Source organism: Embleya australiensis (genome assembly GCF_051903075.1).
Taxonomy (GTDB): domain Bacteria; phylum Actinomycetota; class Actinomycetes; order Streptomycetales; family Streptomycetaceae; genus Embleya.
The window spans coordinates 755,881-778,903 of sequence record NZ_CP182422.1 but is presented as its reverse complement, the minus strand read 5'-3'; the positions used below and the strand labels follow the sequence as shown (position 1 = coordinate 778,903).

Here is a 23,023-nt window from a genome sequence, read left to right as displayed (position 1 = left end):
GGTGTGCGGGCCCACTCGTATGTGCGGGGTCGCCGGTCGGGGGTGGGTGCTCAGGGCCGGGTGGGGGCGGTGGGCAGGACGCCCGGGGCCAGGACGTCGACGCCGCAGATCTGCCTGGCGGCGGCGATCGGGTCGTTGGGGAAGCGGAAGGACGTGCGGCGCACGGCGCCGGTGAGGTTGGCGACGAAGCGGTGCCGGGTCAGCGGGGCGTGGGTCGAGTCCAGCAGTTCCTTGAGCCGGCCGCGGTTCGTGTCGCCGCAGGTGAGGGTGTAGCGGGCGGCGGCGATGCGGATCGGGTCGATGCCCGGGGGTGGCGGGGCGGCCGGGTCGGCGTACTGGGCGAGCACCCAGGCCGGGTCGATCTGCTTCTCGTGCCCGGGGCGGCCCCGAGCGGACAGCTGTACGTGCGCGGCGAGCGGATAGGCCAGGCCCAGGTCGTCGAGGGCGACGCCGGTGAGCGGGACGGCCGCGCCGAGCATGCCCAGGGAGGGCCACATCGCCACGATCGGCGCGGCGACGTCCGGGCGCAGCGGGGCGTTGAGGGTGTGCGTGGGGGAGCGGTCGACCAGGGTGTGCCGGTATCCCGGGCGGGGGCCGCGGACGAAGGTGGGGAAGCCGGGAAAGCCGTCGATGAAGGCGTCGGCGGTGACGGGGTTGGCCACGCCCAGGACCGAGGTGTAGAAGCCGCGTTCGTCGGCGATGCCGGCCGGGCCGATGCGCTCGTAGGGGAGCCGGAAGGCGGACGCGCACAGCAGGGCCCACGCGGCCACGGCGGCCACGGCGGGGATCGCGAGTCGGCTCGCCGGGACCAGCAGGATCGGCAGGAGCAGGAGGAACAGGCCCGGGAGGAGCATCCGGGCGTGCATGAAGTCGCCGCCGACGCGGACCACGTAGAGCAGCATGGCGAGACCGCACACGACGGGGGTCGCGTAGAGGGTGCGGCGGACGCGGGTGCCGGGGAGTGTGGCCGCGGGGGCGCTGCGGCGTCTTGTGGTGAGCACGCCGGCGGTGCCGAGGGCGGCGAGGGTGAGCAGGGGCAGCCACAGGTGGTACGGGTCGGCCAGGTCGCGGGCGTAGGCCCAGCCCCGGGGCCAGTCGCTCGCGCCGGCCTCCTTGGTGATCGCGGGCAGGGGGAGCAGGACGCCGTAGTAGCCCATGCGGAAGATCTCGTGGGCCAGCGGAAGCGCGGTCGCGGCGGCGGTGAGGGCCGCCGCGCGGCGGGGGCGCGGGCGGTGGATCAGGGCCAGGGCGGTCAGGAATCCGAGCGTGGCGATGGCCAGTTCGGGGCGGACCATCGGGCCCAGGCCCGCCAGGACGGCGAGGCCGTATGCGCGGCGGGTGTGCGGGCGCGGGTGTGAGCGGGTGTGCGGGTCGGCGGCGAGGCGTACGAGCAGCCACCAGCAGCCGGCGATCCACAGGGTGGTGAGGCCGGTTTCCAGGCCGGAGGTGGCGAAGTCCCAGGTCGGCGGCAGGGCGAGCAGAATCGGGGCACCGCAGGGGAGCAGCGGGGCGTGCCCGGCGGCGGGCCGGTACAGGCGGCGGCCGGCGTCGGCGGCCAGGAACCAGCCGAGTACGGCGCACAGCAGGCCCAGGCGCACGGCCAGGGGCGCGGGGTCCTGGCCGGTGAGGCGCGTCGCGGCGACCAGGAGCCACTGCCAGAGCGTGCCGGTGGCGGCCTCGGCGCGCTCGCCCGGGTTGAACACGGGGCCGTTGCCGGCCAGGATCTGCCGGACCGGGCGGGTGTAGATCAGGCCGTCGTCGCACAGCCAGCTGCGTTTACCGGCGAGGACGGCGACGAACACGGCGGGCAGCAGCACGGCGGCGATGTTCCACCGGGCGACGCGGCGTGGTGTGCGCGGGGGTGGGAGAGGGGTGGGGGCGGGGTGGTCGGCGGGCGGTGGGCCCTGGTCGGTCGAGGTGGTGGTCAGGGTCATCGGCGGCCTCCGGGCGGGTCGGACGGCGCCGGTGGGATCGTCCGTTCCGCCGGGCGCGCACCTCGTAGGGTGGCGCCATGAGTACTTACGTGATCACCGGTGCGGGTAGCGGTATCGGCGCGGAGATCGCCCGGCTGTTGCGGGAGGACGGTCACGATCTGGTCGCGATCGTGCGGTCGGAGCGGCGGGCGGCGGATCTGGCGGGGCCGGGAGTGCGGACGGTCGTGGCCGACCTGGAGCGTCCGGAGACCATCGCGGAGTCGCTGGCGCCGTTGGCGGACGAGACGTTCGCGGGGCTGGTGCACAGTGCGGGCGTCGCGGAGCTGGGCACGGTGGAGTCGACGGCCGTCGCGGTGTGGGCGCGCACGCTGACCGTGAACGTGGTCGCGGTGGCGGAGGTGACGCGGGTGTTGTTGCCGGCGTTGCGGCGGGGGCGGGGCGATGTGGTGCTGCTGAACAGTGGGGCGGGGTTGCGGACGAGTGCGGGGTGGACGGCGTATGCGGCGAGCAAGCACGCGTTGAAGGCGTTCGCGGACGGGCTGCGGGAGGAGGAGCCGGGGTTGCGGGTGACCAGTGTGTATCCGGGGCGGACGGCTACGGCGATGCAGCGTGGTGTGCGGGAGCAGGAGGGCGGGGCGTACGAGAGCTCGCGCTACAGCGATCCCGTGACGGTGGCGGGGGTCGTGGTGTCGACGCTTTCGCTTCCGGGGGATTCGGTGGTCCATGACGTGACGGTGCGCTCGTGGGGTTGACGTGAGGTTGTCGTCCTCAGACGCCGGACGGGCTGGGGTGGTGGGTTCGGCGCGCCCGGGGTCGGGCTGGGCCTTGTCCTCCGGACGGCCGATTGGGGCCGGTTCGGCTCCGGGGCCGGGCTGCGCCCGCGCCTGAGGCGCCGGGCGGGCTTGGGGTTGGGCCTGGTTCGGGCTTCGGGAGCCGGGCTGCGCCCTGCCTTGTCCTCAAGCGCCGGACGGGCTGATTGGGGTTGGGTTCCGGTGTCGGGCTGCGGCCCTGCTTTTCCTCAAGCGCCGGACGGGCTGGTGTTGGGCCCGGTTCAGCTCCGAGGCCGGGCTGCGCCCTGCCTTGTCCTCAAACGCCGGACGGGCTGATTGGGTTGGCTCCGGGGCCGCGCGCCCTCGCCTCAGGTGCCGGGCGGGCTTGGGGTTGGGCCTGGCCGGGCTTCGGGAGCCGGGCTGCGCCCTGCCTTGTCCTCAAGCGCCGGACGGGCTGATTGGGGTTGGGTTCCGGGGTTGGCTGCGGCCCTGTTTGTCCTCAGGTGCCGGGTGGGTTTGGGGTTGGGCCTGGTTCGGGAGCTGGGCTGCGCCCCGCTTTGTCCTCAGGCGCCGGGCGGGCTGGGGTTCAGCGGTTGGGGTTGTCGGTGGGGAGGATGCCTTTTTGGAGGACGTCTACGCCGCAGATTTGCTTGGCTGCTGTTACCGGGTCGTTGGGGAAGCGGAATGAGGTGCGGTCCCAGGCGCCGGTGAAGTTCTTTTTGAAGCGGCTCCAGGTCATGGGTTCTTGGACCGAGTCCTGGAGTTCTTTGATTTTGCCGGTGTTGGTGTTGCCGCAGGTGAGGGCGTAGCGGGCGGCTTTGACGCGGATCGGGTCGATGCCCGGGGGGAGGACGGCGTCCGGGGAGGTGTACTGGGCGAAGACCCAGGCGATGTCGATTTCCTTTTCGTGGCCGGGGCGGCCCCGGGTGGTGAGTTCGACGTGGGCGGCCAGGGGATAGGCCAGGCCGAGGATGTCGACGGAGACGCCGTCGAGCGGGGTGTTCGCGCCGTTCATGCCGAGGTTGGTCCACACCGTGGCGACCGGAGCGGGCAGCTTCGGGTCGAGGGCGGTGACGTAGAAGCCGTCGTACCAGGGGTAGACGATCACGTGCTTGTGGTCGGCGCGGGCGGCCTGGGCGGCGGCGGGGAAGCGTGGGTAGTTGGCCACGTACGAGTAGGCGGTGACCGGGTTGGCGACCTTGAGCGCGCTGATGTAGAAGGCACGTTCGTCGGCGATGCCGCGCGGGCCGATGCCCTCGTAGGGCACCCGGAAGGCGACCGCGCAGACCACGGCCCAGCCGATCAGCACGGTGGCGGCCGGTACCGCGAGCCGGTTCGCGGGGACCACGAGGATGGGCAGCAGCAGGGTGAACAGGCCGGGCAGCAACATCCGGGCGTGCATGAAGTCGCCGCCGACGCGGATCACGTAGAGCAGCATGAGCAGCCCGCACGCCACGGGGACGGCGAAGACGGTGATCCGGGCCCATCCGGCGCGGTCGATCGTGCGCGGGTCCAGTCGGGCGCGGGCGCGAGCGGGGTCGCGGCGTACCCGCAGTACCGCCTGGGCGAGCAGGCACGCGGCGAGTACGACGAACGGGAGCCACAGGTGGTACGGCTCGGTCAGGTCGCGGACGTAGTCCCAGCCCCGGGACCAGTCGCTCGCCGATGCCTCCTTGGTCACGGCGGGCAGCGGCAGCATGACGCCGTAGTAGCCCATCCGGAAGATCTCGTACAGCAGGGGGAGGGTGAACGCGGTGCCGAACAGGGCGAGGGCGCGGAGCGGGCGCGGGCGGCGGATCACGGCGAGCGCGATCAGGAATCCGAGGGTGGCGATGGCCAGGTCGGGGCGGACCGTCGGGCCCAGGCCCGCGACGAAGGCCAGCGCGTAGGCGATGCGGGCGCGCGGGTCGTGCGGGAGACGGACCAGGAGCCACCAGCAGCCGGCGATCCACAACGTGGTCAGCCCGGTTTCCAGGCCGGAGGTGGCGAAGTCCCACACCGGCGGCAGCGCGAGCAGGGCGATCACGCCGAACGGCACCAGGAGGGGGACACGCGCGGTGCGTTCGTGCAGCCGACGGGTGGCCTGGAGCGCGAGGACGTAGCCGGCGGTGGTGCACAGCAGGCCCAGGTAGACCGCGAGGCGGCCGACGTCGCTCTGGGTGATCCAGGACGCGAGCACCAGGATCCACTGCCACAGCGTGCTCGTGGAGGACTCGGCGCGTTCGCCCACGTTGAACACGGGGCCGTTGCCGGCCAGGATCTGGCGCACGGTGCGGGTGAAGATCAGGCCGTCGTCGCTGATCCAGCGTCGGTGCCAGCCCAGGATCAGCACGATCAGGGCGGGCGTCAGCACCATCGCGAGGTTCCAGCGGGCCGTGCCGCGGGTGGACGGGCCGTCCTGGGGGGGATCGGCCCGTCGCCCGAAGCGCGAGCGCCCGGACAGCACACTCACGAGGCTCATGGTTCGTTGACTCCAGTCGGGGCGGGCGGGCCGACCACACCATAACCACTGATGATCGACCGCCGGACCGATGACGGGCTCAGGAGGGCGAGCAGAATTTCTTCTCGGCCTCGATCGGGTTGGCCGGGATCCGCAGCTTGGTTCGGTCCACGGCGCCGGTCAGGTTCTTCCAGAAGCGCGACGCGGACATCGGTTCGTCGACCGAGTCGACGAGTTCGGCGAGGTCGCCGCAGCGCAGCGCGGCCCGGGCGGCGCGGATTTCCTCCTGGGTGGCGGCGTCCGGCGGGACCAGCGCGTCGCCGGCCGGGTCGACGTAGAGCGCGACGTTCCAGGCGAACGGCAGCAGCTTCTTGTGGCCGGCGGCGGTGTGCCGGGTCTCGGTGATGTGCGCGCCGACGGTGTTGGACAGGCCCCACACGTCGACCACGATCCCGCCGAGCGGGGTGATCGAGCCGCCGACGCCGAGTCGGCCGATGACCAGGCCCTTGTCGTGGTCGAGGTCGGTGCGCAGCGGCAGCGGCGGCACCTTCATGTAGTTGGGGTCCACGAAGAGAAGACGCTCGCCGGTCGCCTTTTCGTTGCGGAACGCCTCTTCTATCGACGGCAGCGTCCGGATGTGCGCTTCCTCGGTGGTGGGGTTGTCGGTCCTGGTCCACGCGGCGTAGGTGTCGCGTTCGTTCCAGACCTGGTTGCCGTTGCCGTCGGGGGCCGGCGTGGTGATCACGCCGGAGCGCAGCGTGCTGCCGCAGACCACCGCCCAGACCGCGACCAGCACGATGACGGGGGTTATGAGCCGGTCCAGGGGGGCGAGCAGCAGCGGGAGCAGGACCAGGAGCAGTACGGGCAGCCACATGCGGCCGTGCATGAAGTCGCCGCCGACCTTGAGCACGTACACGGTCTGGCCCAGCGCGGCGACCAGGGGAGTGCCGATGACGATCCAGGTGCGCCGGTCGGCGGGGCGGCGCCGGGTGAGCGCGAGGGCGACCGCGACCACGATCAGGATCATCGGGATCCACAGGTAGTACGGCTTCATGTAGTCGGTCAGGTAGTCCCAGCCGCGGCCCCACAACGATCCCGACGCCTCCTTGGTGAGGGCGGGCATCGGGAAGATCAGGCCGTAGTAGCCCATCCGGAAGATCTCGTAGGCGGCGGGCAGGAACCCGGCGCAGGCGAGCATCGCCAGGGCCCCCCGCCAGCGGGCGCGGATCAGCAGGAACTGGGCGGCGAGCAGGATCACCATGGTCAGGCCCAGGTCGGGGCGGACCAGGGGGCCCAGGCCGAACCAGAAGGACAGGGCCAGGGTGCGCCGGGTGGTGTGGGTGCCGACCGGGCGCAGCCAGGTGCCGATCAGCAGCCACCACGACAGGCCGATCCAGAACAGGATCAGGCCGGTCTCCATGCCGGCGGTGGCGAAGTCCCACACGGAGGGGATGGCGATGAACACGAGCACGCCGGCGGGCAGCAGCAGCCGGGTGACCGCCAGGCCGCGGAAGAGCCGGCGGGTGCCGTCCAGGGACAACCACAGGCCGGCGACCGACAGGATCAGGCCGGTGTAGACGGCGGTGGGCGCGTAGTCGAACGGGGTGATGCCGCCGAGCAGCGCGAGCAGCCATTGCCACAGCGTGCTGGTGGAGGTCTCCACACGTTCGCCGGCGCTGTAGACGGGGCCGTTGCCGGCCAGGATCTCGCGGACCGCGCGGGTGAAGATGAGGCCGTCGTCGGTGATCCAGCGCTGGTGCCAGCCCATGATCGCGAAGACCAGCGTGGGCAGGCCCAGGGCGAGCAGGTCCGGCAGTGGGACGCGGGCGCGCCTGCGCTCGGCGGTGGGCCGGGTCGGCGCGGCGGTGGTGTCCGCGGTGCCCGCCTCGCGAGCCGATGGGGGCTCGCCGGTCGGGGACTGTAGGTCCGGGTCGGCGACGCGTGCGGCGTCGGCGGGCCCGGAGGTGCCGGGGGGAGGGGTCACGTGGTCTCGTTCGTTTCCTGGGCGGGGGCGCCCGCCGTCTGCTGCACGTCGCTGCCGTCCCGCCGGCCGTCGACCGCCCGCCGGGGGCGCGTATCCGAAGTCCGCTGATCCTAACGCACCGGCATGCGCCCTATCGGGTGACCCGGGGACGGGGAAGGCTTGCTCGAAGCGGCCTCGTGCGGGACTTCGGGCCCCTGCCGGGCATTGCGACGCGCGGCGCCGCACCTGGGCGCACCGGAGAAACGGGCGGATAGGACCACTGTGCGCCTGCTTCTGCGGTGCGCCGACGCAGGGGATCCGCCCGTCGGGCTCCTCTCCGCGGATCGCGCCGCGGAGCCCGCGGTCACCCAACGTACTTGCATAGTGATTCGATCATCCGTATAGTCATGCTCCTGACAAGGAGGCGGTAATGGGGGCCAAGGCGGCACTGGCGGGGGCGAGTGGATATGCGGGCGGGGAGATTCTGCGCCTGCTGCTCGCACACCCGGAGATCGAGATCGGCACGCTCACGGCGGGGTCCAACGCGGGCCGACGCCTGGGCGAGCTGCAGCCGCACCTGCTGCCGTTGGCCGACCGCGTCCTCGTCGAGACCACGGCCGAGAACCTGGCGGGGCACGACGTGGTCTTCCTGGCCCTGCCGCACGGACAGTCCGGCGCGCTGGCCGCGCAACTGGGCGCCGACGTGCTCGTGGTGGACTGCGGCGCCGACTACCGGCTGCGCGACGGCGCCGACTGGGAGGAGTTCTACGGATCCCCCCATGCCGGGACGTGGCCGTACGGACTGCCCGAGCTGCCGGGCGGGCGCGCCGCGCTCATCGGCACCCGGCGGATCGCGGTGCCGGGCTGCTACCCGACCGTCTCGCTGCTGTGCACGGTGCCCGCCACCGCCGCCGACCTGGTCGAGCCCGACTGGGTCGTGGTCGCCGCGTCCGGCACCTCCGGGGCGGGCAAGGCGCCCAAGCCGCACCTGCTGGGCAGCGAGGTGATGGGCTCCGCGAGCGCCTACGGCGTCGGCGGGGTGCACCGGCACACGCCGGAGATCCTCCAGGGGCTGCGCGCGGTCACCGACGCGCCGGTCACGGTGTCCTTCACCCCGACGCTGGTGCCCATGTCGCGCGGCATCCTGGCCACCTGCACCGCCCGGCTGCGGCCGGGCGTCACCGCCGAGGCGGTCCGCGCGGCCTACACCGCGGCCTACGCCGACGAGGGCTTCGTCCACCTGCTCGCCGAGGGCCAGTGGCCCGCGACCGCGATGGTCTACGGCGCCAACACGGCCGTCGTACAGGTCACCGTCGACGAGCGTGCGGGCCGTGTCGTGGTGGTCGGCGCGATCGACAACCTCGCCAAGGGCACCGCCGGCGGCGCCATCCAGAGCACCAACATCGCCCTCGGCCTCGCCGAGGACCTGGGACTGAGCAAGACGGGGGTAGCACCGTGAGCGTCACCGCAGCACAGGGCTTTCGCGCCGCGGGCGTGGCCGCGGGCCTCAAGAGCACGGGCGCGCCCGACGTGGCGCTGATCGTCAACGACGGCCCCTCGATCGCCGGGGCGGCGGTGTTCACCGCCAACCGGATCAAGGCCGCGCCGGTGGTGTGGTCCGAGCAGGTGGTCAAGGCCGGCCTCGTGCAGGCGGTCGTGCTCAACTCCGGCGGCGCCAACGCCTGCACCGGCACCGAGGGCTTTCGCAACACGCACGCCACCGCCGAGCGGGTCGCCGAGGCGCTGGGGCTGAACGCCGGCGAGATCGTGGTGGCCTCCACCGGCCTGATCGGCGTACAACTGCCGATGGACCGGCTGCTGCCGGGCGTCGACAAGGCCGCGGCGGCACTGAGCGCCGACGGCGGCGAGGCCGCGGCGATCGCGATCAAGACCACCGACACCGTGCACAAGCAGTCCGTGGTCACCGACCCCGCCGGGTGGACCGTCGGCGGCATGGCCAAGGGCGCGGGCATGCTCGCCCCCGGCCTGGCCACCATGCTGGTCGTGCTCACCACCGACGCCGCGGTCGACGCCGAGACGCTGGACGCGGTGCTGCGCGGCGCCACGCACACCACGTTCGACCGGATCGACTCCGACGGCTGCATGTCCACCAACGACACCGTGCTGCTGATGGCCTCCGGCGCCTCCGGCGTCGAGCCCGACCTCGCCGCGTTCGCCGAGGCGGTGCGCACCGTCTGCGGCGACCTCGCCCGGCAGCTGATCGGCGACGCCGAGGGCGCGAGCAAGGACATCCGGATCGACGTGACGGGCGCCGCGACCGAGGCCGACGCGCTGGAGGTGGCCCGCTCGATCGCCCGGAACAACCTGTTCAAGTGCGCCGTGCACGGCGAGGACGCCAACTGGGGCCGCGTGCTCGCCGCGATCGGCACCACCGCCGCGACCTTCGACCCCGACCGGCTCGACGTCGCCTTCAACGGCGTGTGGGTGTGCCGGGACGGCTTCGTCGGCGAGGACCGCGAGCTGGTCGACATGACCCCGCGCGAGACGCACATCGTGGCCGACCTCAACGCCGGCGAGGCCGCCGTGACGGTGTGGACCAACGACCTCACCGCCGAATACGTCCACGAGAACTCGGCCTACTCGTCGTGACCGGTACCGACAGCCAGACGAGGGGGAGCGGGATGCGGACGGAATCGGCCGACAAACAGGGGCGCAACAACGCGGCACTGGCCAAGGCGCACACGCTGATCGAGGCGCTGCCGTGGTTGGAGCGCTTCTACGGCAAGACCGTGGTGATCAAGTTCGGCGGCAACGCCATGGTCGACGACGCGCTCAAGCAGGCGTTCGCCCAGGACCTGGTGTTCCTGCGGTTCGCCGGGCTGCGCCCGGTGATCGTGCACGGCGGCGGCCCGCAGATCAGCGCGCAGCTCGACCGGCTCGGCATCGAGTCCTCCTTCGCCGGCGGCCTTCGGGTGACCACGCCCGAGGCGATGGACGTGGTGCGCATGGTCCTCGCCGGCCAGGTGCAGCGCGAGATCGTCGGCCTGATCAACCGGCACGGGCCGTTCGCCGTCGGGATGACCGGCGAGGACGCGCACACGATGACCGCGGAGAAGCGGCTCGCGGTCGTGGACGGCGAGTCGGTCGACATCGGCCTGGTCGGCGACATCGTCGAGGTCGACCCCGGCGCGATCCGGGCGCTGCTCGACGACAACCGGATACCGGTGATCTCCTCGATCGCGCGCGGCGCCGACGGGCACGTCTACAACGTCAACGCCGACACCGCGGCGTCGGCGCTCGCGGTGGCGCTCGGCGCGGAGAAGCTGGTCGTGCTCACCGACGTCGAGGGGCTGTACGCCGACTGGCCCGTCAGCGACGAGGTGATATCGCGCCTGGACGCCGACGAGTTGGCCGCGCTGATGCCGAACCTGTCCACCGGCATGCTGCCCAAGATGGAGGCGTGCCTGCGGGCCGTGCAGGCCGGGGTGCCGGCCGCGCACGTGCTCGACGGGCGGGTCGCGCACTCGCTGCTCCTCGAGGTGTTCACCGACGAGGGGATCGGGACCATGGTGGTGCCCGCCCGGGACAAGCACGCGGGGGCCGCGGCCGCGGCCGACATCGAGCACGCGGACAACGACGACGAAGACTCCGAGGGGGCGGCGTGACCATCACCGAGAGCGGTGCCGCCGGTGCGCTGACGCAGCGGTGGAACCAGGCGCTGATGCACAACTACGGCACGCCCGCGATCGAGCTGATCAGCGGCTCGGGCGCGCGCGTGGTGGACGGCGCGGGCAAGACCTATGTCGACTTCCTCGGCGGCATCGCGGTCAACGCGCTCGGCCACGCGCACCCGGCGATCGCCGCCGCGGTCGGCGCGCAGCTGGGCCGGCTGGGCCACGTGTCCAACCTCTACATCGCCGAACCCCCCGTGGCGCTCGCCGAGCGGCTGCTCGGCCTGTTCGGCCGCCCCGGCCGGGTCTACTTCGGCAATTCGGGTGCCGAGGCCAACGAGGCCGCGTTCAAGATCGCCCGGCGCACCGGTCGGCCGCAGATCATCGCGGCCGAGGGCGGCTTCCACGGCCGCACCATGGGCGCGCTGGCGATGACCGGCCAGCCCGCCAAGCGCGAGCCGTTCGCCCCGCTGCCCGGCGGCGTCGACTTCGTGCCGTACGGCGACGTCGACGCGCTGCGCGCCGCCGTCGGTCCGCAGACCGCCGCGGTGATCCTGGAGCCCATCCAGGGCGAGAACGGCGTGGTCATGCCCGGTGAGGGCTACCTGGCCGCGGCCCGGGAGATCACCGCCGCGCACGGCGCGCTGCTGATCCTGGACGAGATCCAGACCGGCATAGCCCGCACCGGCGCCTGGTTCGCCCACCAGCCGCTCGGCATCGAGCCCGACGTGGTCACGCTGGCCAAGGGCCTGGGCGGCGGGCTGCCGATCGGCGCCTGTGTCGCCTTCGGGCCGGCGGCCGAGTTGTTGCGGCCGGGCCAGCACGGCACCACGTTCGGCGGCAACCCGATCTGCTGCGCGGCGGCGCTCGCGGTGCTCGACACGATCGAGAACGACGACCTGTGCACCCGTTCGGCGCAACTCGGCGAGCGGCTGCGGGCGGGAATCGACAAGATCGCCCATCCGCTGGTCGACGAGGTGAGCGGAGCGGGCCTGTTGATCGGTATCGTGCTCACCGCACCGGTGGCGCAGACCGTGCAACAGGCGGCGCAGGACGCGGGTTTCCTCGTCAACGCCGCCGTGCCCACCCGGGTCCGGCTCGCCCCGCCGCTCGTCGTCGACGACGCGGACGTGGACGCGCTGCTCGGGGCGCTGCCCGCAATCCTGGACGCCGGCCTCGCCGCCGCACCCGCCGGAGGAACTTCGTGAACACCGTCCGACGACGACGCGTGCGGCGCTAGGCGGGGTCGGCCCATGAGCAGCGAGCCCGGCACCGGCGAGCCCGGCACCGACGCGACCCCGGTCGAGGGCGTATACGCGGTGCCCAGCACCCGGATCGCCCGCCACCGGCGGATCGTCGACATCCTGACCCGACACCCGGTCCGGTCGCAGAACCAACTCGCCCGGCTGCTCGCCGAGGACGGCCTCGCCGTCACCCAGGCCACGTTGTCCCGGGACCTCGACGAACTCGGCGCGGTCAAGATCCGCGACGCGGAGGGATCGCTGATCTACGCCGTGCCGGCGGAGGGCGGCGATCGCACCCCCCGGGCGCCGCTGGAGGAGTCCGCGGTCGAGGGACGGCTGTCCCGGCTGGCCGGCGAACTGCTGGTGTCGGCCGAGGCGTCGGGCAACCTCGTGGTGGTGCGCACACCGCCCGGCGCGGCCCAGTTCCTGGCCTCCGCGATGGACCACGCCGAGTCCCGGCTGATCCTGGGCACCATCGCCGGCGACGACACCATCCTGATGGTCTCGCGCGACCCGGAGGGCGGCGCGGCGCTCGCCGCGTACCTCCTGGCGCTCGCCGAGCACAAGGGATAGCCGGGCCCGGTCCGCCCGCGACCATCGACTTCCGCACACCGCCAGAGCGCTCGGCTCGGGCCGAACCAGCACCGCATCCGCCGAATCGCTCATTCGTAAGGAGAAAACGCTCGTGACCGAGCGCGTCGTACTCGCCTATTCCGGAGGTCTAGACACCTCCGTCTGTATCCCATGGATCGCCGAGGAGACCGGCGCCGAGGTCATCGCGGTGGCCGTCGACGTCGGCCAGAACGGCGAGGACCTGGACATCATCCGCAAGCGGGCACTGGCCTGCGGCGCGGTCGAGGCCGAGGTCGCGGACGCCCGCGACGAGTTCGCCGACGGCTACTGCCTGCCGGCCATCCGGGCCAACGCGCTCTACATGGACCGCTACCCGCTGGTCTCCGCGCTGTCTCGGCCGGTGATCGTCAAGCACCTGGTCGCCGCCGCGCGGAAGCACGGCGCGACCACGGTCGCGCACGGCTGCACCGGCAAGGGCAACGACCAGGTCCGCTTCGAGGTGGGCATCTCCTCCCTCGCCCCCGACCTGACGTGCGTCGCCCCGGTCCGCGACTACGCGATGACCCGGGACAAGGCGATCGCCTTCGCCGAGGCGAAGAACCTGCCGATCGTCACCACGAAGAAGTCGCCGTACTCGATCGACCAGAACGTCTTCGGGCGGGCCGTGGAAACCGGCTTCCTGGAGGACATCTGGAACGCGCCGATCGAGGACGTGTACGAGTACACGCAAAACCCGGCCGACGCGCGGGACGCCGACGAGGTGGTGATCACCTTCGAGCACGGCGCGCCGGTGGCCGTGGACGGCCGCGAGGTCACCGTGCTCCAGGCGATCGAGGAGCTGAACCGGCGGGCGGGCGCGCAGGGTGTGGGCCGGATCGACATGGTCGAAGACCGGCTGGTCGGCATCAAGAGCCGCGAGGTCTACGAGGCACCGGGCGCGATCGCGCTGATCACCGCGCACCAGGAGCTGGAGAACGTCACCGTCGAGCGCGAACTGGCCCGCTACAAGCGCACCGTCGAGCAGCGCTGGGCCGAACTGGTCTACGACGGCCTGTGGTTCTCCCCGCTCAAGCGGGCTCTCGACGGCTTCGTCGCCGAGGCCAACCGGCACGTGTCCGGCGACATCCGGATGACCCTGCACGGCGGGCGGGCCGTGGTTACCGGTCGGCGCAGCGACCAGTCGCTCTACGACTTCAACCTGGCCACCTACGACACCGGCGACACGTTCGACCAGTCGCAGGCCAAGGGCTTCATCGAGCTGTTCGGGCTCTCCGGCAAGATCGCGGCGCGTCGGGACGGTGCATCGTGACCGAGAACACCGACCGGGTGAGCCTGTGGGGCGGCCGTTTCTCCGGCGGCCCCTCCGAGGCTCTGGCCCTGCTCTCCGCCAGCGTGCACTTCGACTGGCGGCTCGCGCCGTACGACATCGCCGGCTCCCGGGCGCACGCCCGGGTCCTGCACGCGGCCGGACTGCTCACCGACGACGAGCTGACCCGCATGCTGGCCGGCCTGGACACGCTGCAAGAGCACGTCGAGTCCGGTGTCCTGGTCGCCACGATCGCCGACGAGGACGTACACACCGCGCTGGAGCGCGGCCTGCTCGACATCCTCGGCCCCGACCTGGGCGGCAAGCTGCGCGCGGGCCGCTCGCGCAACGACCAGATCGCCACCCTGGGCCGGATGTACCTGCGCGATCACGCGCGGATCCTGGGCCGGCTGCTCGCCGACCTCCAGGAGGCGCTGATCGAGCAGGCCGCCGCGCATCCCGACGCGGTGATGCCGGGCCGCACCCACCTCCAGCACGCCCAGCCGGTGCTGCTCGCGCACCACCTGCTCGCCCACGTGCAGGCCTTCGCGCGCGACGCCGACCGGCTGCGCGACTGGGACCGGCGCGCCGACGTGTCGGCGTACGGGTCCGGCGCGCTCGCCGGGTCCTCCCTCGGGCTCGACCCCGAGTCGGTGGCCCGCGACCTCGGCTTCTCCGCGTCCGCGGCGAACTCGATCGACGGCACCGCCTCGCGCGACTTCGCCGCCGAGTTCGCGTTCGTCACCGCGATGCTCGGGGTGAACCTGTCCCGGCTGGCCGAGGAGATCATCGTGTGGAACACGAAGGAGTTCTCCTTCGTGACGCTGGACGACGCCTTCTCCACCGGTTCCTCGATCATGCCGCAGAAGAAGAACCCCGACATCGCGGAGCTGGCGCGCGGCAAGTCGGGCCGGCTGATCGGCAACCTGACCGGGTTGATGGCCACCCTGAAGGCGCTGCCGCTGGCCTACAACCGCGACCTCCAGGAGGACAAGGAGCCGGTCTTCGACTCGTGCGACACGCTCGAAGTCCTGCTTCCGGCGTTCACCGGGATGATCGCCACGCTCACCTTCCACCGCGAGCGGCTGGCCGAACTGGCGCCGGCCGGCTTCTCGTTGGCCACCGACATCGCCGAGTGGCTGGTCCGCCGCGGCACTCCGTTCCGGGTGGCGCACGAGGTGGCCGGCGCGTGTGTGAAGTACTGCGAGCCGCGCGGGATCGAGCTGTGGGACCTGACCGACGATCAACTCGCGGAGATCTCGCCGGAGTTGACCCCGGAGGTGCGCTCGGTACTGACCGTGTCCGGCTCGGTCGCCTCGCGTGACGGGCGCGGGGGCACCGCCCCCGTCCGGGTCGCCGAGCAACTCGGCGAGCTTCGGGCGGACCTGGCCGGCCAGCGCAAGTGGGCCGGCGGGTAACGCCGCACGGCACCGGGATCGACCTGAGACGATGGGCCCGCAACCTCCGGGGGGAGGTGGCGGGCCCATCGTCGTGTCCGCATGTCGTAGGGCGTCCGGTTTCGGGGTGGTTGCACGAGTGTGAGCGGAAGTCGCGGTTCCAGTCCCAATTGTGAAATCGCGGTTACCAAAAGCGATTGCGTGTGTTCGCTCCGTTGATTCCGTACTAGGGTCGATTCACATCGAGGGGAGGGATCGGCATGCTCGATCACCTGCGTCGAATACGTTCCCAGGGGGAGAAGTCCGCCGCCATGCTGGCGGATCTGCCGGTCGGCGCGCTGCTGCGCAGTGTTCCCCCCTCGGTGGGCTTCGGGGTGCGCTCCTATGTGCGGTCGTTGCGCGCCGAACGGCGCCGATATCCCGAGATGCCCACCGTGTTCCCCACCCCGGGACTGGTCTCCGCGGCCTTCCTGGACGAACTCGTGGTGGCCGTCCTGGCCGGCGGCCGGCTGTCCCCGGACCCCGAGGACGCCCAGCGGATCCGGACCGAGATCGCCGACGCGCTGGCCAAGTTCCGCGCCGAGGGCTACCTCGACGATCCGACCCGCTTCCATCCCGACCCGCCCGCCCCGGAGGACCCGGTGCTCCGGGACCGGCTCTACGGCACCATCGGCTACGAGCGACTGACCTTCGACAGCGAGTACATGCCCCGCGCCGGGGTGCCGGGGGCCACCCGGTGGCAGGGCGCGGGCGCGAATCAGCGGGTGTGGGCGTACGTACTGCGCCACCCCGGTGCGCCCCGGCCGTGGCTGGTGAACCTGCACGGCTTCGGCATGGGTCGACCCGGCGACCTGGCCGCGTTCCGCTCGCCGCGGCTGCACCGCGAACTCGGCGTCAACGTGATCCACCCGGTGCTGCCCATGCACGGGCCGCGCAAGAGCACCCGCACCCACGACGGCACGTTCATCTCGTTCGACTACCTCGGCAACGTGCACGGCCTGGGACAGGCCGTGTGGGACGTGCGCCGCTGCCTGGACTGGGTGCGCGCGCAGGGCGACGCCGACACCCCCGTCGCCCTGCACGGGCTCTCGCTGGGCGCCTACGTCGCCGCCCTGGTCGCGGCCCTGGAGGATCTGGACTGCGTGGTCGTCGGCGTGCCCTCGGTCGACATGGCGTGGGTGATGTCGCACCACGTACCCGAGGACATCGAGCGCGAGGTGCGCGCGGCGGGCCTGCTCGGCGCGGACGCCGAGACGGTCCACCGCGTGGTCTCGCCGCTGGCGGTGACGCCCCGGGTGCCGCTTGAGCGGCGCTTCGTCTACGCCGGCCTGGCCGATCGGATGGCCACGCCGCAGCAGGCGTATCGGCTCTGGAAGCACTGGGAGGAACCATCCGTCTGCTGGTACCGCGGCTCGCACATCGGAGCCGTGTGGAACCGGCAGGCGCACCGCTTCATCGAGGATGCCCTGACCTCGTCGGGCATCGGGAGGAGGAATACCTGGTGAAGCTCTCCGGTCTGGATTCGGCATTCCTGGCCCTGGAGTCGCAGGAGTGGCCGGCGCACGTCGTCTGCCTGACCGTCGTCGACGCCTCGGACACCGGGGGCCGCGTCGACCGCGCCGCGTTCGCGCGCACGCTGGCCGCCCGGCTGCCCCGACTGCCGCTGCTGCGCCGCAAACTGGTCCGCGGCCCGTGGGGGCTGGCCCGGCCGCACTGGGTCGAGGACCCCGACTTCGAGCTGGGCAACCACCTGCGTCGGGCCACCCTGGCGGCTCCCGGCGGCCGGCGTGAACTGACCGCCATGGCCGAGGAGATCTACCGTCACCGCCTGGACCGCGACCGCCCGCTGTGGGAGTGGTGGATCGTCGACGGTCTGGAGAACGGGCGGGTCGCGCACCTGTGGAAGGTGCATCACGCGTGCATCGACGGGCGCTCCGGCGCCGCGATGCAGGAGATCTTCTTCGACGCCGTCCCGAACCCGCCGGACGAGCAGGCGCCCGCGCCGGTGCCCGCGCCGAGCGAGCCGGGCGGTGTACCCGAGGGGTGGGAGGCGATCCGCGAGGGCGCACTCTCGCTGGCCGGTACGCCCGTGCGGGTGGGCCGGCAACTCGGCCGCCTGGGACAGGGCGTGCTCCAGGCCGCGCTGACCGGGCGACTCGGCCGGGCGCTGCCGCTGAACGTACCCAGGACCCGGTTCAACGAGCCGATCGGCCCGCGGCGGGCGTACGGCTTCTGCAGCGTCTCGCTCTCCGACGTCAAGCTGGTCAAGAACGCCTTCGGGGTCAAGGTCAACGACGTGGTGCTCGCGATGGTGGCCGGCGCACTGCGCGAACACCTGGACGCCCTGGGCGAGTTGCCCGAGCGGGAACTGGTCGCCACGGTGCCGGTGGACGCCACGCACGGCGGCGAGCGGGCCGGCGGCAACCTGATCACCGGGATGCTGGTGGGGCTGGCCACCGACGTGGCCGAGCCCGGTCAGCGACTGCTGTGCGTACACGAGAACTCCGATGCGGCCAAGGCCGTACAGAGCGCGATGGGCAGCGAGTTGCTCACGGGACTGGCCGAGGCACCGCCGCCGGCGCTGCTCAGGGCGCTCGGCGGGCTCTACCGCGAGGCCCGACTCGCGTCCGTGTTGCCGGCGTTGTGCAACGTCACGGTCTCGAACGTGCCCGGTCCGCGCAGGCCGCTGTATGCCCACGGGCAGCGAGTGGAGGCGTTTCATTCGATGGGGATCATCGCCGACGGCTTCGGACTGTTCATCGGTGGCATGAGCTACGACGACCGGATCGACATCGGTGTGCTGGCCGACCGGGACGCGCTGCCGGACCCGTTCGCCCTGGCGGACGCCATCGTCGAGCAGTTGAACCACCTGTTGAAGGCGGCGGACGAGGTCGCGCCGCCGCGCCCGACGCGGGATCTGCCGGTCGAACCCTCCGGCGCGGGTGACCCGGAGGGCCGGGTGGCCGGGGCCGCCGCCGTGCCCAAGGTGCCCGGTCCGCGACGGGTCGAGGAGGATCGCGCGGTCGAGGCCGCCGGGTTCGAGGCGGGTCGCGCGTGAGCAGGACGGCACTGGTCACCGGCGCCAACTCCGGGCTCGGCCTGGCCACTGTGCTGGCGCTGGCCCGGGCGGGCGTGGACACCGTCGGCAGTGTGCGTACGGCGGCCAAGGCCGAGTCGGTCCTGGCCGCGGCGGACGCGGCCGGGGTCGAGGTGCGCACCGTGCTCCTGGACGTCACCGACGCGGCCGGCGGCAAGGACGTGATCGAGCGGGTCCGTCCCGACATCCTGGTCAACAACGCCGGCGGCACCTCGTTCGCCCCCGTGCTCGACGTGTCGGAGGAGGACGCCCGCCACCAGCTGGAGACCGCGCTGTTCGGCCCGATGCGGCTGGCCCGCTTCGCCGTTCCGCACATGCGCGAGCGCGGATGGGGCCGGGTGGTGCAGATCTCCTCGCTGGCCGGGCGGATCACGTATCCGCTGCTCGGCTGGTATCAGGCCGGGAAGCACGCGATGGAGGCGGCGTCCGACGCGCTTCGGGTGGAGCTGGCCGGGGCCGGGATCGACGTCGTGGTGGTCTCGCCCGGCGGCTTCCGCAGCGGCGCCACCGAGGAGATGGCCGACGCGGTCGAGCGCCATCGCGGCACCGCGTTCGCGACCGCGTTCCGCCGGATGGACCTGGGCTTTTCGATCATGAAGCCGCTGTGGAGCGAGCCGGAGACGGTCGCCGACACGATCGCCCTGGCCGCCACCACGAAGTCGCCGAGGTCACGCTACGTGGTCGGGGCCGACGCACACCTGACGCTGCTGGTGCACCAGGTCACCGAACCGTTCGCGATGGTGCGCGCGCTCAAGGAGGGAGTGGTCCGCCGCGTCACGGGTCTGTAGCCGGCCGGGCCTCGGCCCACAACGGGCGTGCGCGCCGCGCGTACCGGCCACATCGTGCGTTCCGCGACCCGCATTTTTCCGGCGATTCACCCCATCGGGCGCACTTCGTCGAACACGCTGCCTGAACGCCGGATTGCGCATAGGTGAGGGCCGGGTAGAAGTCCGGGAAAAGCCGTGTGGAACAGTGACGAATGCAGTGTTCACGCGCGTGTTCGAGAAGGGGACAACCCTCCCCCTTCGCACCGGGCACGGGGCTCGACGCTGCGGCACACACATCCGCGCGGTGATCAGGGCGATCAGGGGAGCAATCCGATGGGGCAGAACGTGGGTATCGGCACGGCGGACGTATCCGACGCCGAGCAGATTCTCAAGCTTCAGTACCTCTGTTACCAGGGCGAGGCCGCCCTCTACAACGACTACGGCATCGAGCCGCTGACGCAGAGCCTGGAGAGCCTGCGCGCCGAGTTCGAGACGCACACCGTGCTGGTGGCGCGCCTGGGCGAGGAGGTCGTCGGCTCGGTGCGCGGCACCATCGACGACGGCGTGGCCCGCATCGGCAAACTGATCGTGCACCCCCGACTGCAGCGGCACATGCTCGGCACCCGGCTGCTGCGCGCGATCGAGGCGAAACTCGCCGACGCCGCCGAGTACGAGCTGTTCACCGGCCACCGCAGCGAGAACAACCTGCGGCTGTACGAACGCCTCGGCTACGTCTCCGGCCGGATCGAGAAGGTCAGCCCCCGGCTGAGCCTGGTCTACCTGCGCAAGACCGCCGTCCTCGCGGCCTGATCGACGCCCGCGGGGCGAGAAGCACCCCCGAAGCCCCGGCGACCATGGAATCCATGGTCGCCGGGGCTTCGTCGGCTCCGGTCGCAGGTGCTCGGCGGGATGACATTTCCATTGCGAGGCGTGTGTCTGCTTTAATCGGATCATGTTCACGACGGCTCACATCTCCGGCACCGCGGCTACCGCCACGGGTTGTCGTTGCATGCGCCGTTCGTGTCAGATGTGTCGAATGTGTGGCTGTTGAGGATTTGAGGGCCTGATCCCTCTCCCGGGCCGAGCGCTCCGCGCCCCCGGTGCACCCCCCGCCACGCCCCCTGTGTGATCGAGTCGCGCGGCCCTTCGTCGGGCCCGATTCGGCACGCACATCCCCCGAGGACTTCACGGTGATCCGTACCACTGCCCTGAGCAAGGTCTATCGCAGCCGAGAACGGCAGGTGACCGCGCTCGACGGGGTCGACCTGCACGTGCGCGAAGGCGAGATCTTCGGCGTGCTCGGCCGCAGCGGCGCCGGCAAGAGCACCCTGATTCGTTGCGTCAACCTCCTGGAGCGCCCCACGTCGGGCACCGTCGAGGTGGGCGGGCGCGAGCTGACCTCGCTGTCGGCGAGTGCGCTGCGTGCCGAGCGGCGCGGCATCGGGATGATCTTCCAGCACTTCAACCTCCTCTCCAGCCGCACCGTCGCCGGGAACGTCGCGGTACCGCTGGAGATCGCGGGGGTGCCGCGCCGGGACCGGGCCCGCCGGGTCGCGGAACTGCTCGACCTGGTCGGCCTCGCCGAGCACGCCAAGGCGTACCCCGCGCAGTTGTCCGGCGGGCAGAAGCAGCGGGTGGGCATCGCCCGCGCGCTCGCCGCCGAACCGCGCGTACTGCTGTCCGACGAGGCCACCTCGGCGCTCGACCCGGAGACCACCCGCTCGATCCTGGCCCTGCTGCGCGACCTGCGCGATCGTCTCGGCCTGACCATCCTGCTGATCACCCACGAGATGGACGTGGTCAAGAACATCTGCGACTCGGCCGCGCTGATGGAGGGCGGCCGGATCGTCGAGTCGGGGACGGTGCCCGAGCTGCTCGGCCGCTCCGACTCGCGGCTGGCCCGGGAGATGTTCCCGCTGGGTACGCCCGCCGTGCTCGCGGGCCGCACGCTGGTCGACATCACCTTCCGCGGCGAGGAGACGGCGCAGCCGTTCATCTCCACCCTCGCGCGCACCTACAACGTCGACGTCAACGTCCTGGGCGCGGCCGTGGAAAGCGTCGGCGGGCGGCAGATCGGCCGGATGCGGATCTCGCTCGACGGCACCTTCGAGCGCAACGTGGTGCCGATCGGCTATCTGCGCGAGCAGGGCCTCCAGGTCGACGTGATCGACGAGGCCGACGCCGAGTCGGGGACCGACCACACCACATCGGACGCCGACGTCGCCGCCGCCGACGGCGTGGCGCTCGCGGGCAAGGAGCTCTGACGATGACCTGGTCCGAGATGCGGCCACTGCTGGAGACGGCCACCCAGGAGACGTTGTACATGGTCGGCGTCGCGACGCTGATCACCGTACTGATCGGCCTGCCGATCGGGCTCCTGCTCGTGCTCACCGACCGCGGCGGGCCGTTGTCCTTCGCGCCGGCGAACAAGCTGCTCGGCCTGGTGGTCAACGTGGGGCGGTCGATCCCGTTCCTGATCCTGCTCGTCGCGCTGATCCCGTTCACCCGCTGGGTGACCGGGACCACCATCGGCACCGACGCGGCGATCGTGCCGCTGACCGTGGGCGCCATCCCGTTCTTCGCCCGCCTGGTGGAGACCGCGGTGCGTGAGGTGGACCGGGGCCTGATCGAGGCCGCCCAGTCGATGGGCGCGGGCACTTTCACCGTCGTGCGCAAGGTGCTCGTGCGCGAGGCGGTGCCGTCGATCATCTCCGCGATCACGGTGACCGTCGTCGCGATCGTCGGCTACTCCGCGATGGCGGGTGTGGTCGGCGGCGGCGGGCTCGGCGACCTGGCCATCCGCTACGGCTACCAACGCTTCGAGACGAACCTGATGCTCGTCACCATCGCGGTGCTCGTGGTCCTGGTTCAACTCGTGCAATTCCTCGGCGACCTGCTCTCCCGCAGGCTCGCCCACCGCTAGACACGCGGCACTTCGCCCGCGCCACCGTACGACGCGAGGTATTCCGCCCGCGTACACCGCACCACCAGGAAAGGCACTCTTCGTGCGTATCAACAAGTTTGTCGCCATCTCCGCCGTCGCCGCCCTCGGACTCGGTCTCGCCGCCTGCGGCAGCGACGACAAGAAGGGCTCGTCCGCCTCCGACCCGCTCAAGGTCGCAGCCTCCGCCGTCCCGCACGCGCAGATCCTGAAGTACATCAAGGACAACCTCGCCGCGAAGGAGGGCCTGAAGCTGGAGATCAAGGAGTTCTCGGACTACACCCAGCAGAACCCGGCCCTGGACGAGGGCGCGGTCGACGCCAACTTCTTCCAGCACAAGCCGTATCTGGCGGAGTACAACAAGGAGAAGGGCAAGAGCCTGACCCCGGTGGTGCCGGTGCACCTGGAGCCGCTGGCGCTCTACTCCAAGAACGTCAAGTCGCTCGCCGAGCTGAAGGAGGGCGCGACCATCGCGTTCCCGAACGACGCCACCAACGGCGGTCGTGCGCTCAAGCTGCTCGCCGACAACGGGGTGATCAAGCTCAAGGACGGCGCGACCACCACGGCGACCGAGAAGGACATCGCCGACAACCCGAAGAAGCTCAAGTTCAAGGCGATCGAGGCGGCGCAGCTGCCCCGCGCGCTGGACGACGTGGACGGCGCGGTGATCAACGGCAACTACGCGCTCGACGCGGGGCTGACCCCGGGCAAGAACGGCATCGCGGTGGAGAAGGCCGACAACAACCCCTACGCGAACGTCCTGGTGGTCAAGAAGGGCAAGGACACCGACCCGCGCGTGCAGAAGCTGGCGAAGCTGCTGAACTCGCCCGAGGTGAAGAAGTACATCGCCGACGAGTACAAGGGCAACGTGCTCGCCGCGTTCTGATCCCGGCGGCGTGATCCCACCGCCCGCGCACACCCACCACCGCCCCCGCCCGATTCATCCGGCGGGGGCCGTG

At 71.8% G+C, this 23,023-nt stretch carries 18 protein-coding genes; 15 read left to right on the top strand and 3 right to left on the bottom strand.

Annotated features, from left to right (window positions below):
• Positions 1–50: 50 nt before the first annotated feature.
• Positions 51–1,934, bottom strand: coding sequence for a hypothetical protein (locus ACMXN5_RS03245; RefSeq protein ID WP_439673893.1), 1,884 nt, complete (start codon positions 1,932–1,934; stop codon positions 51–53).
• Positions 1,935–2,011: 77 nt separating this feature from the next.
• On the opposite strand from ACMXN5_RS03245, the gene ACMXN5_RS03240 reads away from it, so the two are divergent.
• Positions 2,012–2,686, top strand: coding sequence for an SDR family oxidoreductase (locus ACMXN5_RS03240; RefSeq protein WP_439673892.1), 675 nt, complete (start codon positions 2,012–2,014; stop codon positions 2,684–2,686).
• A 604-nt stretch (positions 2,687–3,290) separates the two neighbouring features.
• Here the strand turns inward: ACMXN5_RS03240 and ACMXN5_RS03235 are convergent.
• Both ACMXN5_RS03235 and ACMXN5_RS03230 read right to left on the bottom strand, forming a co-directional pair.
• Positions 3,291–5,165: a hypothetical protein gene (locus ACMXN5_RS03235; protein WP_439673891.1), complete on the bottom strand. Its 1,875-nt coding sequence runs from the start codon at positions 5,163–5,165 to the stop codon at positions 3,291–3,293.
• 79 nt (positions 5,166–5,244) lie between these two features.
• Positions 5,245–7,128, bottom strand: a complete 1,884-nt coding sequence (locus ACMXN5_RS03230) for a hypothetical protein (RefSeq protein ID WP_439673890.1) — start codon at positions 7,126–7,128, stop codon at positions 5,245–5,247.
• A gap of 409 nt (positions 7,129–7,537) precedes the next feature.
• On the opposite strand from ACMXN5_RS03230, the gene argC reads away from it, so the two are divergent.
• From argC to ACMXN5_RS03160, 14 genes are all read left to right on the top strand, one after another.
• Complete coding sequence (argC, locus tag ACMXN5_RS03225; RefSeq protein ID WP_439673889.1) at positions 7,538–8,566, top strand: N-acetyl-gamma-glutamyl-phosphate reductase; 1,029 nt, start codon at positions 7,538–7,540, stop codon at positions 8,564–8,566.
• A complete protein-coding gene (argJ, locus tag ACMXN5_RS03220) occupies positions 8,563–9,717 on the top strand; it encodes a bifunctional glutamate N-acetyltransferase/amino-acid acetyltransferase ArgJ (RefSeq protein ID WP_380041003.1) in 1,155 nt (384 codons plus the stop codon). Before argC ends, argJ begins: the two co-directional genes overlap by 4 nt.
• 32 nt (positions 9,718–9,749) lie before the next feature.
• Complete coding sequence (argB, locus tag ACMXN5_RS03215) at positions 9,750–10,733, top strand: acetylglutamate kinase (RefSeq protein ID WP_439673888.1); 984 nt, start codon at positions 9,750–9,752, stop codon at positions 10,731–10,733.
• The gene (locus ACMXN5_RS03210; protein ID WP_439673887.1) at positions 10,730–11,947 is read left to right on the top strand and encodes an acetylornithine transaminase; all 1,218 of its coding nucleotides are present in this window, start codon (positions 10,730–10,732) and stop codon (positions 11,945–11,947) included. The genes argB and ACMXN5_RS03210 overlap by 4 nt, the downstream gene beginning before the upstream one ends.
• A 45-nt stretch (positions 11,948–11,992) precedes the next feature.
• Positions 11,993–12,556, top strand: coding sequence for an arginine repressor (locus ACMXN5_RS03205; RefSeq protein WP_395786762.1), 564 nt, complete (start codon positions 11,993–11,995; stop codon positions 12,554–12,556).
• A gap of 112 nt (positions 12,557–12,668) precedes the next feature.
• Positions 12,669–13,865 (top strand): argininosuccinate synthase, encoded by a 1,197-nt coding sequence (locus ACMXN5_RS03200; RefSeq protein ID WP_439673886.1) that lies wholly within the window; start codon positions 12,669–12,671, stop codon positions 13,863–13,865.
• Positions 13,862–15,280, top strand: coding sequence for an argininosuccinate lyase (argH, locus tag ACMXN5_RS03195; protein WP_380001026.1), 1,419 nt, complete (start codon positions 13,862–13,864; stop codon positions 15,278–15,280). Before ACMXN5_RS03200 ends, argH begins: the two co-directional genes overlap by 4 nt.
• A gap of 239 nt (positions 15,281–15,519) precedes the next feature.
• The gene (locus ACMXN5_RS03190) at positions 15,520–16,764 is read left to right on the top strand and encodes an alpha/beta hydrolase family protein (RefSeq protein ID WP_439673885.1); all 1,245 of its coding nucleotides are present in this window, start codon (positions 15,520–15,522) and stop codon (positions 16,762–16,764) included.
• Entirely contained in the window at positions 16,761–18,317 is a 1,557-nt protein-coding gene (locus tag ACMXN5_RS03185) for a wax ester/triacylglycerol synthase family O-acyltransferase (protein ID WP_439673884.1), read from the top strand. The genes ACMXN5_RS03190 and ACMXN5_RS03185 overlap by 4 nt, the downstream gene beginning before the upstream one ends.
• Entirely contained in the window at positions 18,314–19,144 is an 831-nt protein-coding gene (locus ACMXN5_RS03180) for an SDR family NAD(P)-dependent oxidoreductase (RefSeq protein WP_439673883.1), read from the top strand. Before ACMXN5_RS03185 ends, ACMXN5_RS03180 begins: the two co-directional genes overlap by 4 nt.
• Before the next feature lie 312 nt (positions 19,145–19,456).
• The gene (locus tag ACMXN5_RS03175; RefSeq protein WP_078978635.1) at positions 19,457–19,933 is read left to right on the top strand and encodes a GNAT family N-acetyltransferase; all 477 of its coding nucleotides are present in this window, start codon (positions 19,457–19,459) and stop codon (positions 19,931–19,933) included.
• Positions 19,934–20,313: 380 nt separating this feature from the next.
• On the top strand, positions 20,314–21,387 hold the full coding sequence (locus ACMXN5_RS03170; protein WP_395786768.1) for a methionine ABC transporter ATP-binding protein: 1,074 nt from the start codon (positions 20,314–20,316) through the stop codon (positions 21,385–21,387).
• Positions 21,388–21,389: 2 nt separating this feature from the next.
• On the top strand, positions 21,390–22,046 hold the full coding sequence (locus tag ACMXN5_RS03165) for a methionine ABC transporter permease (protein ID WP_078978636.1): 657 nt from the start codon (positions 21,390–21,392) through the stop codon (positions 22,044–22,046).
• Between the two features lie 82 nt (positions 22,047–22,128).
• A complete protein-coding gene (locus ACMXN5_RS03160) occupies positions 22,129–22,950 on the top strand; it encodes a MetQ/NlpA family ABC transporter substrate-binding protein (RefSeq protein WP_395786769.1) in 822 nt (273 codons plus the stop codon).
• Positions 22,951–23,023: the final 73 nt, after the last annotated feature.

What these genes read in the sequence shown, in the direction of transcription:
- ACMXN5_RS03245 (WP_439673893.1), bottom strand. Translation starts at nt 1,934, where the DNA reads ATGACCCTGACCACCACCTCGACCGACCAGGGCCCACCGCCCGCCGAC.
- ACMXN5_RS03240 (WP_439673892.1), top strand. Translation starts at nt 2,012, where the DNA reads ATGAGTACTTACGTGATCACCGGTGCGGGTAGCGGTATCGGCGCGGAG.
- ACMXN5_RS03235 (WP_439673891.1), bottom strand. Translation starts at nt 5,165, where the DNA reads ATGAGCCTCGTGAGTGTGCTGTCCGGGCGCTCGCGCTTCGGGCGACGG.
- argC (WP_439673889.1), top strand. Translation starts at nt 7,538, where the DNA reads ATGGGGGCCAAGGCGGCACTGGCGGGGGCGAGTGGATATGCGGGCGGG.
- argB (WP_439673888.1), top strand. Translation starts at nt 9,750, where the DNA reads ATGCGGACGGAATCGGCCGACAAACAGGGGCGCAACAACGCGGCACTG.
- ACMXN5_RS03205 (WP_395786762.1), top strand. Translation starts at nt 11,993, where the DNA reads ATGAGCAGCGAGCCCGGCACCGGCGAGCCCGGCACCGACGCGACCCCG.
- ACMXN5_RS03190 (WP_439673885.1), top strand. Translation starts at nt 15,520, where the DNA reads ATGCTCGATCACCTGCGTCGAATACGTTCCCAGGGGGAGAAGTCCGCC.
- ACMXN5_RS03175 (WP_078978635.1), top strand. Translation starts at nt 19,457, where the DNA reads ATGGGGCAGAACGTGGGTATCGGCACGGCGGACGTATCCGACGCCGAG.
- ACMXN5_RS03165 (WP_078978636.1), top strand. Translation starts at nt 21,390, where the DNA reads ATGACCTGGTCCGAGATGCGGCCACTGCTGGAGACGGCCACCCAGGAG.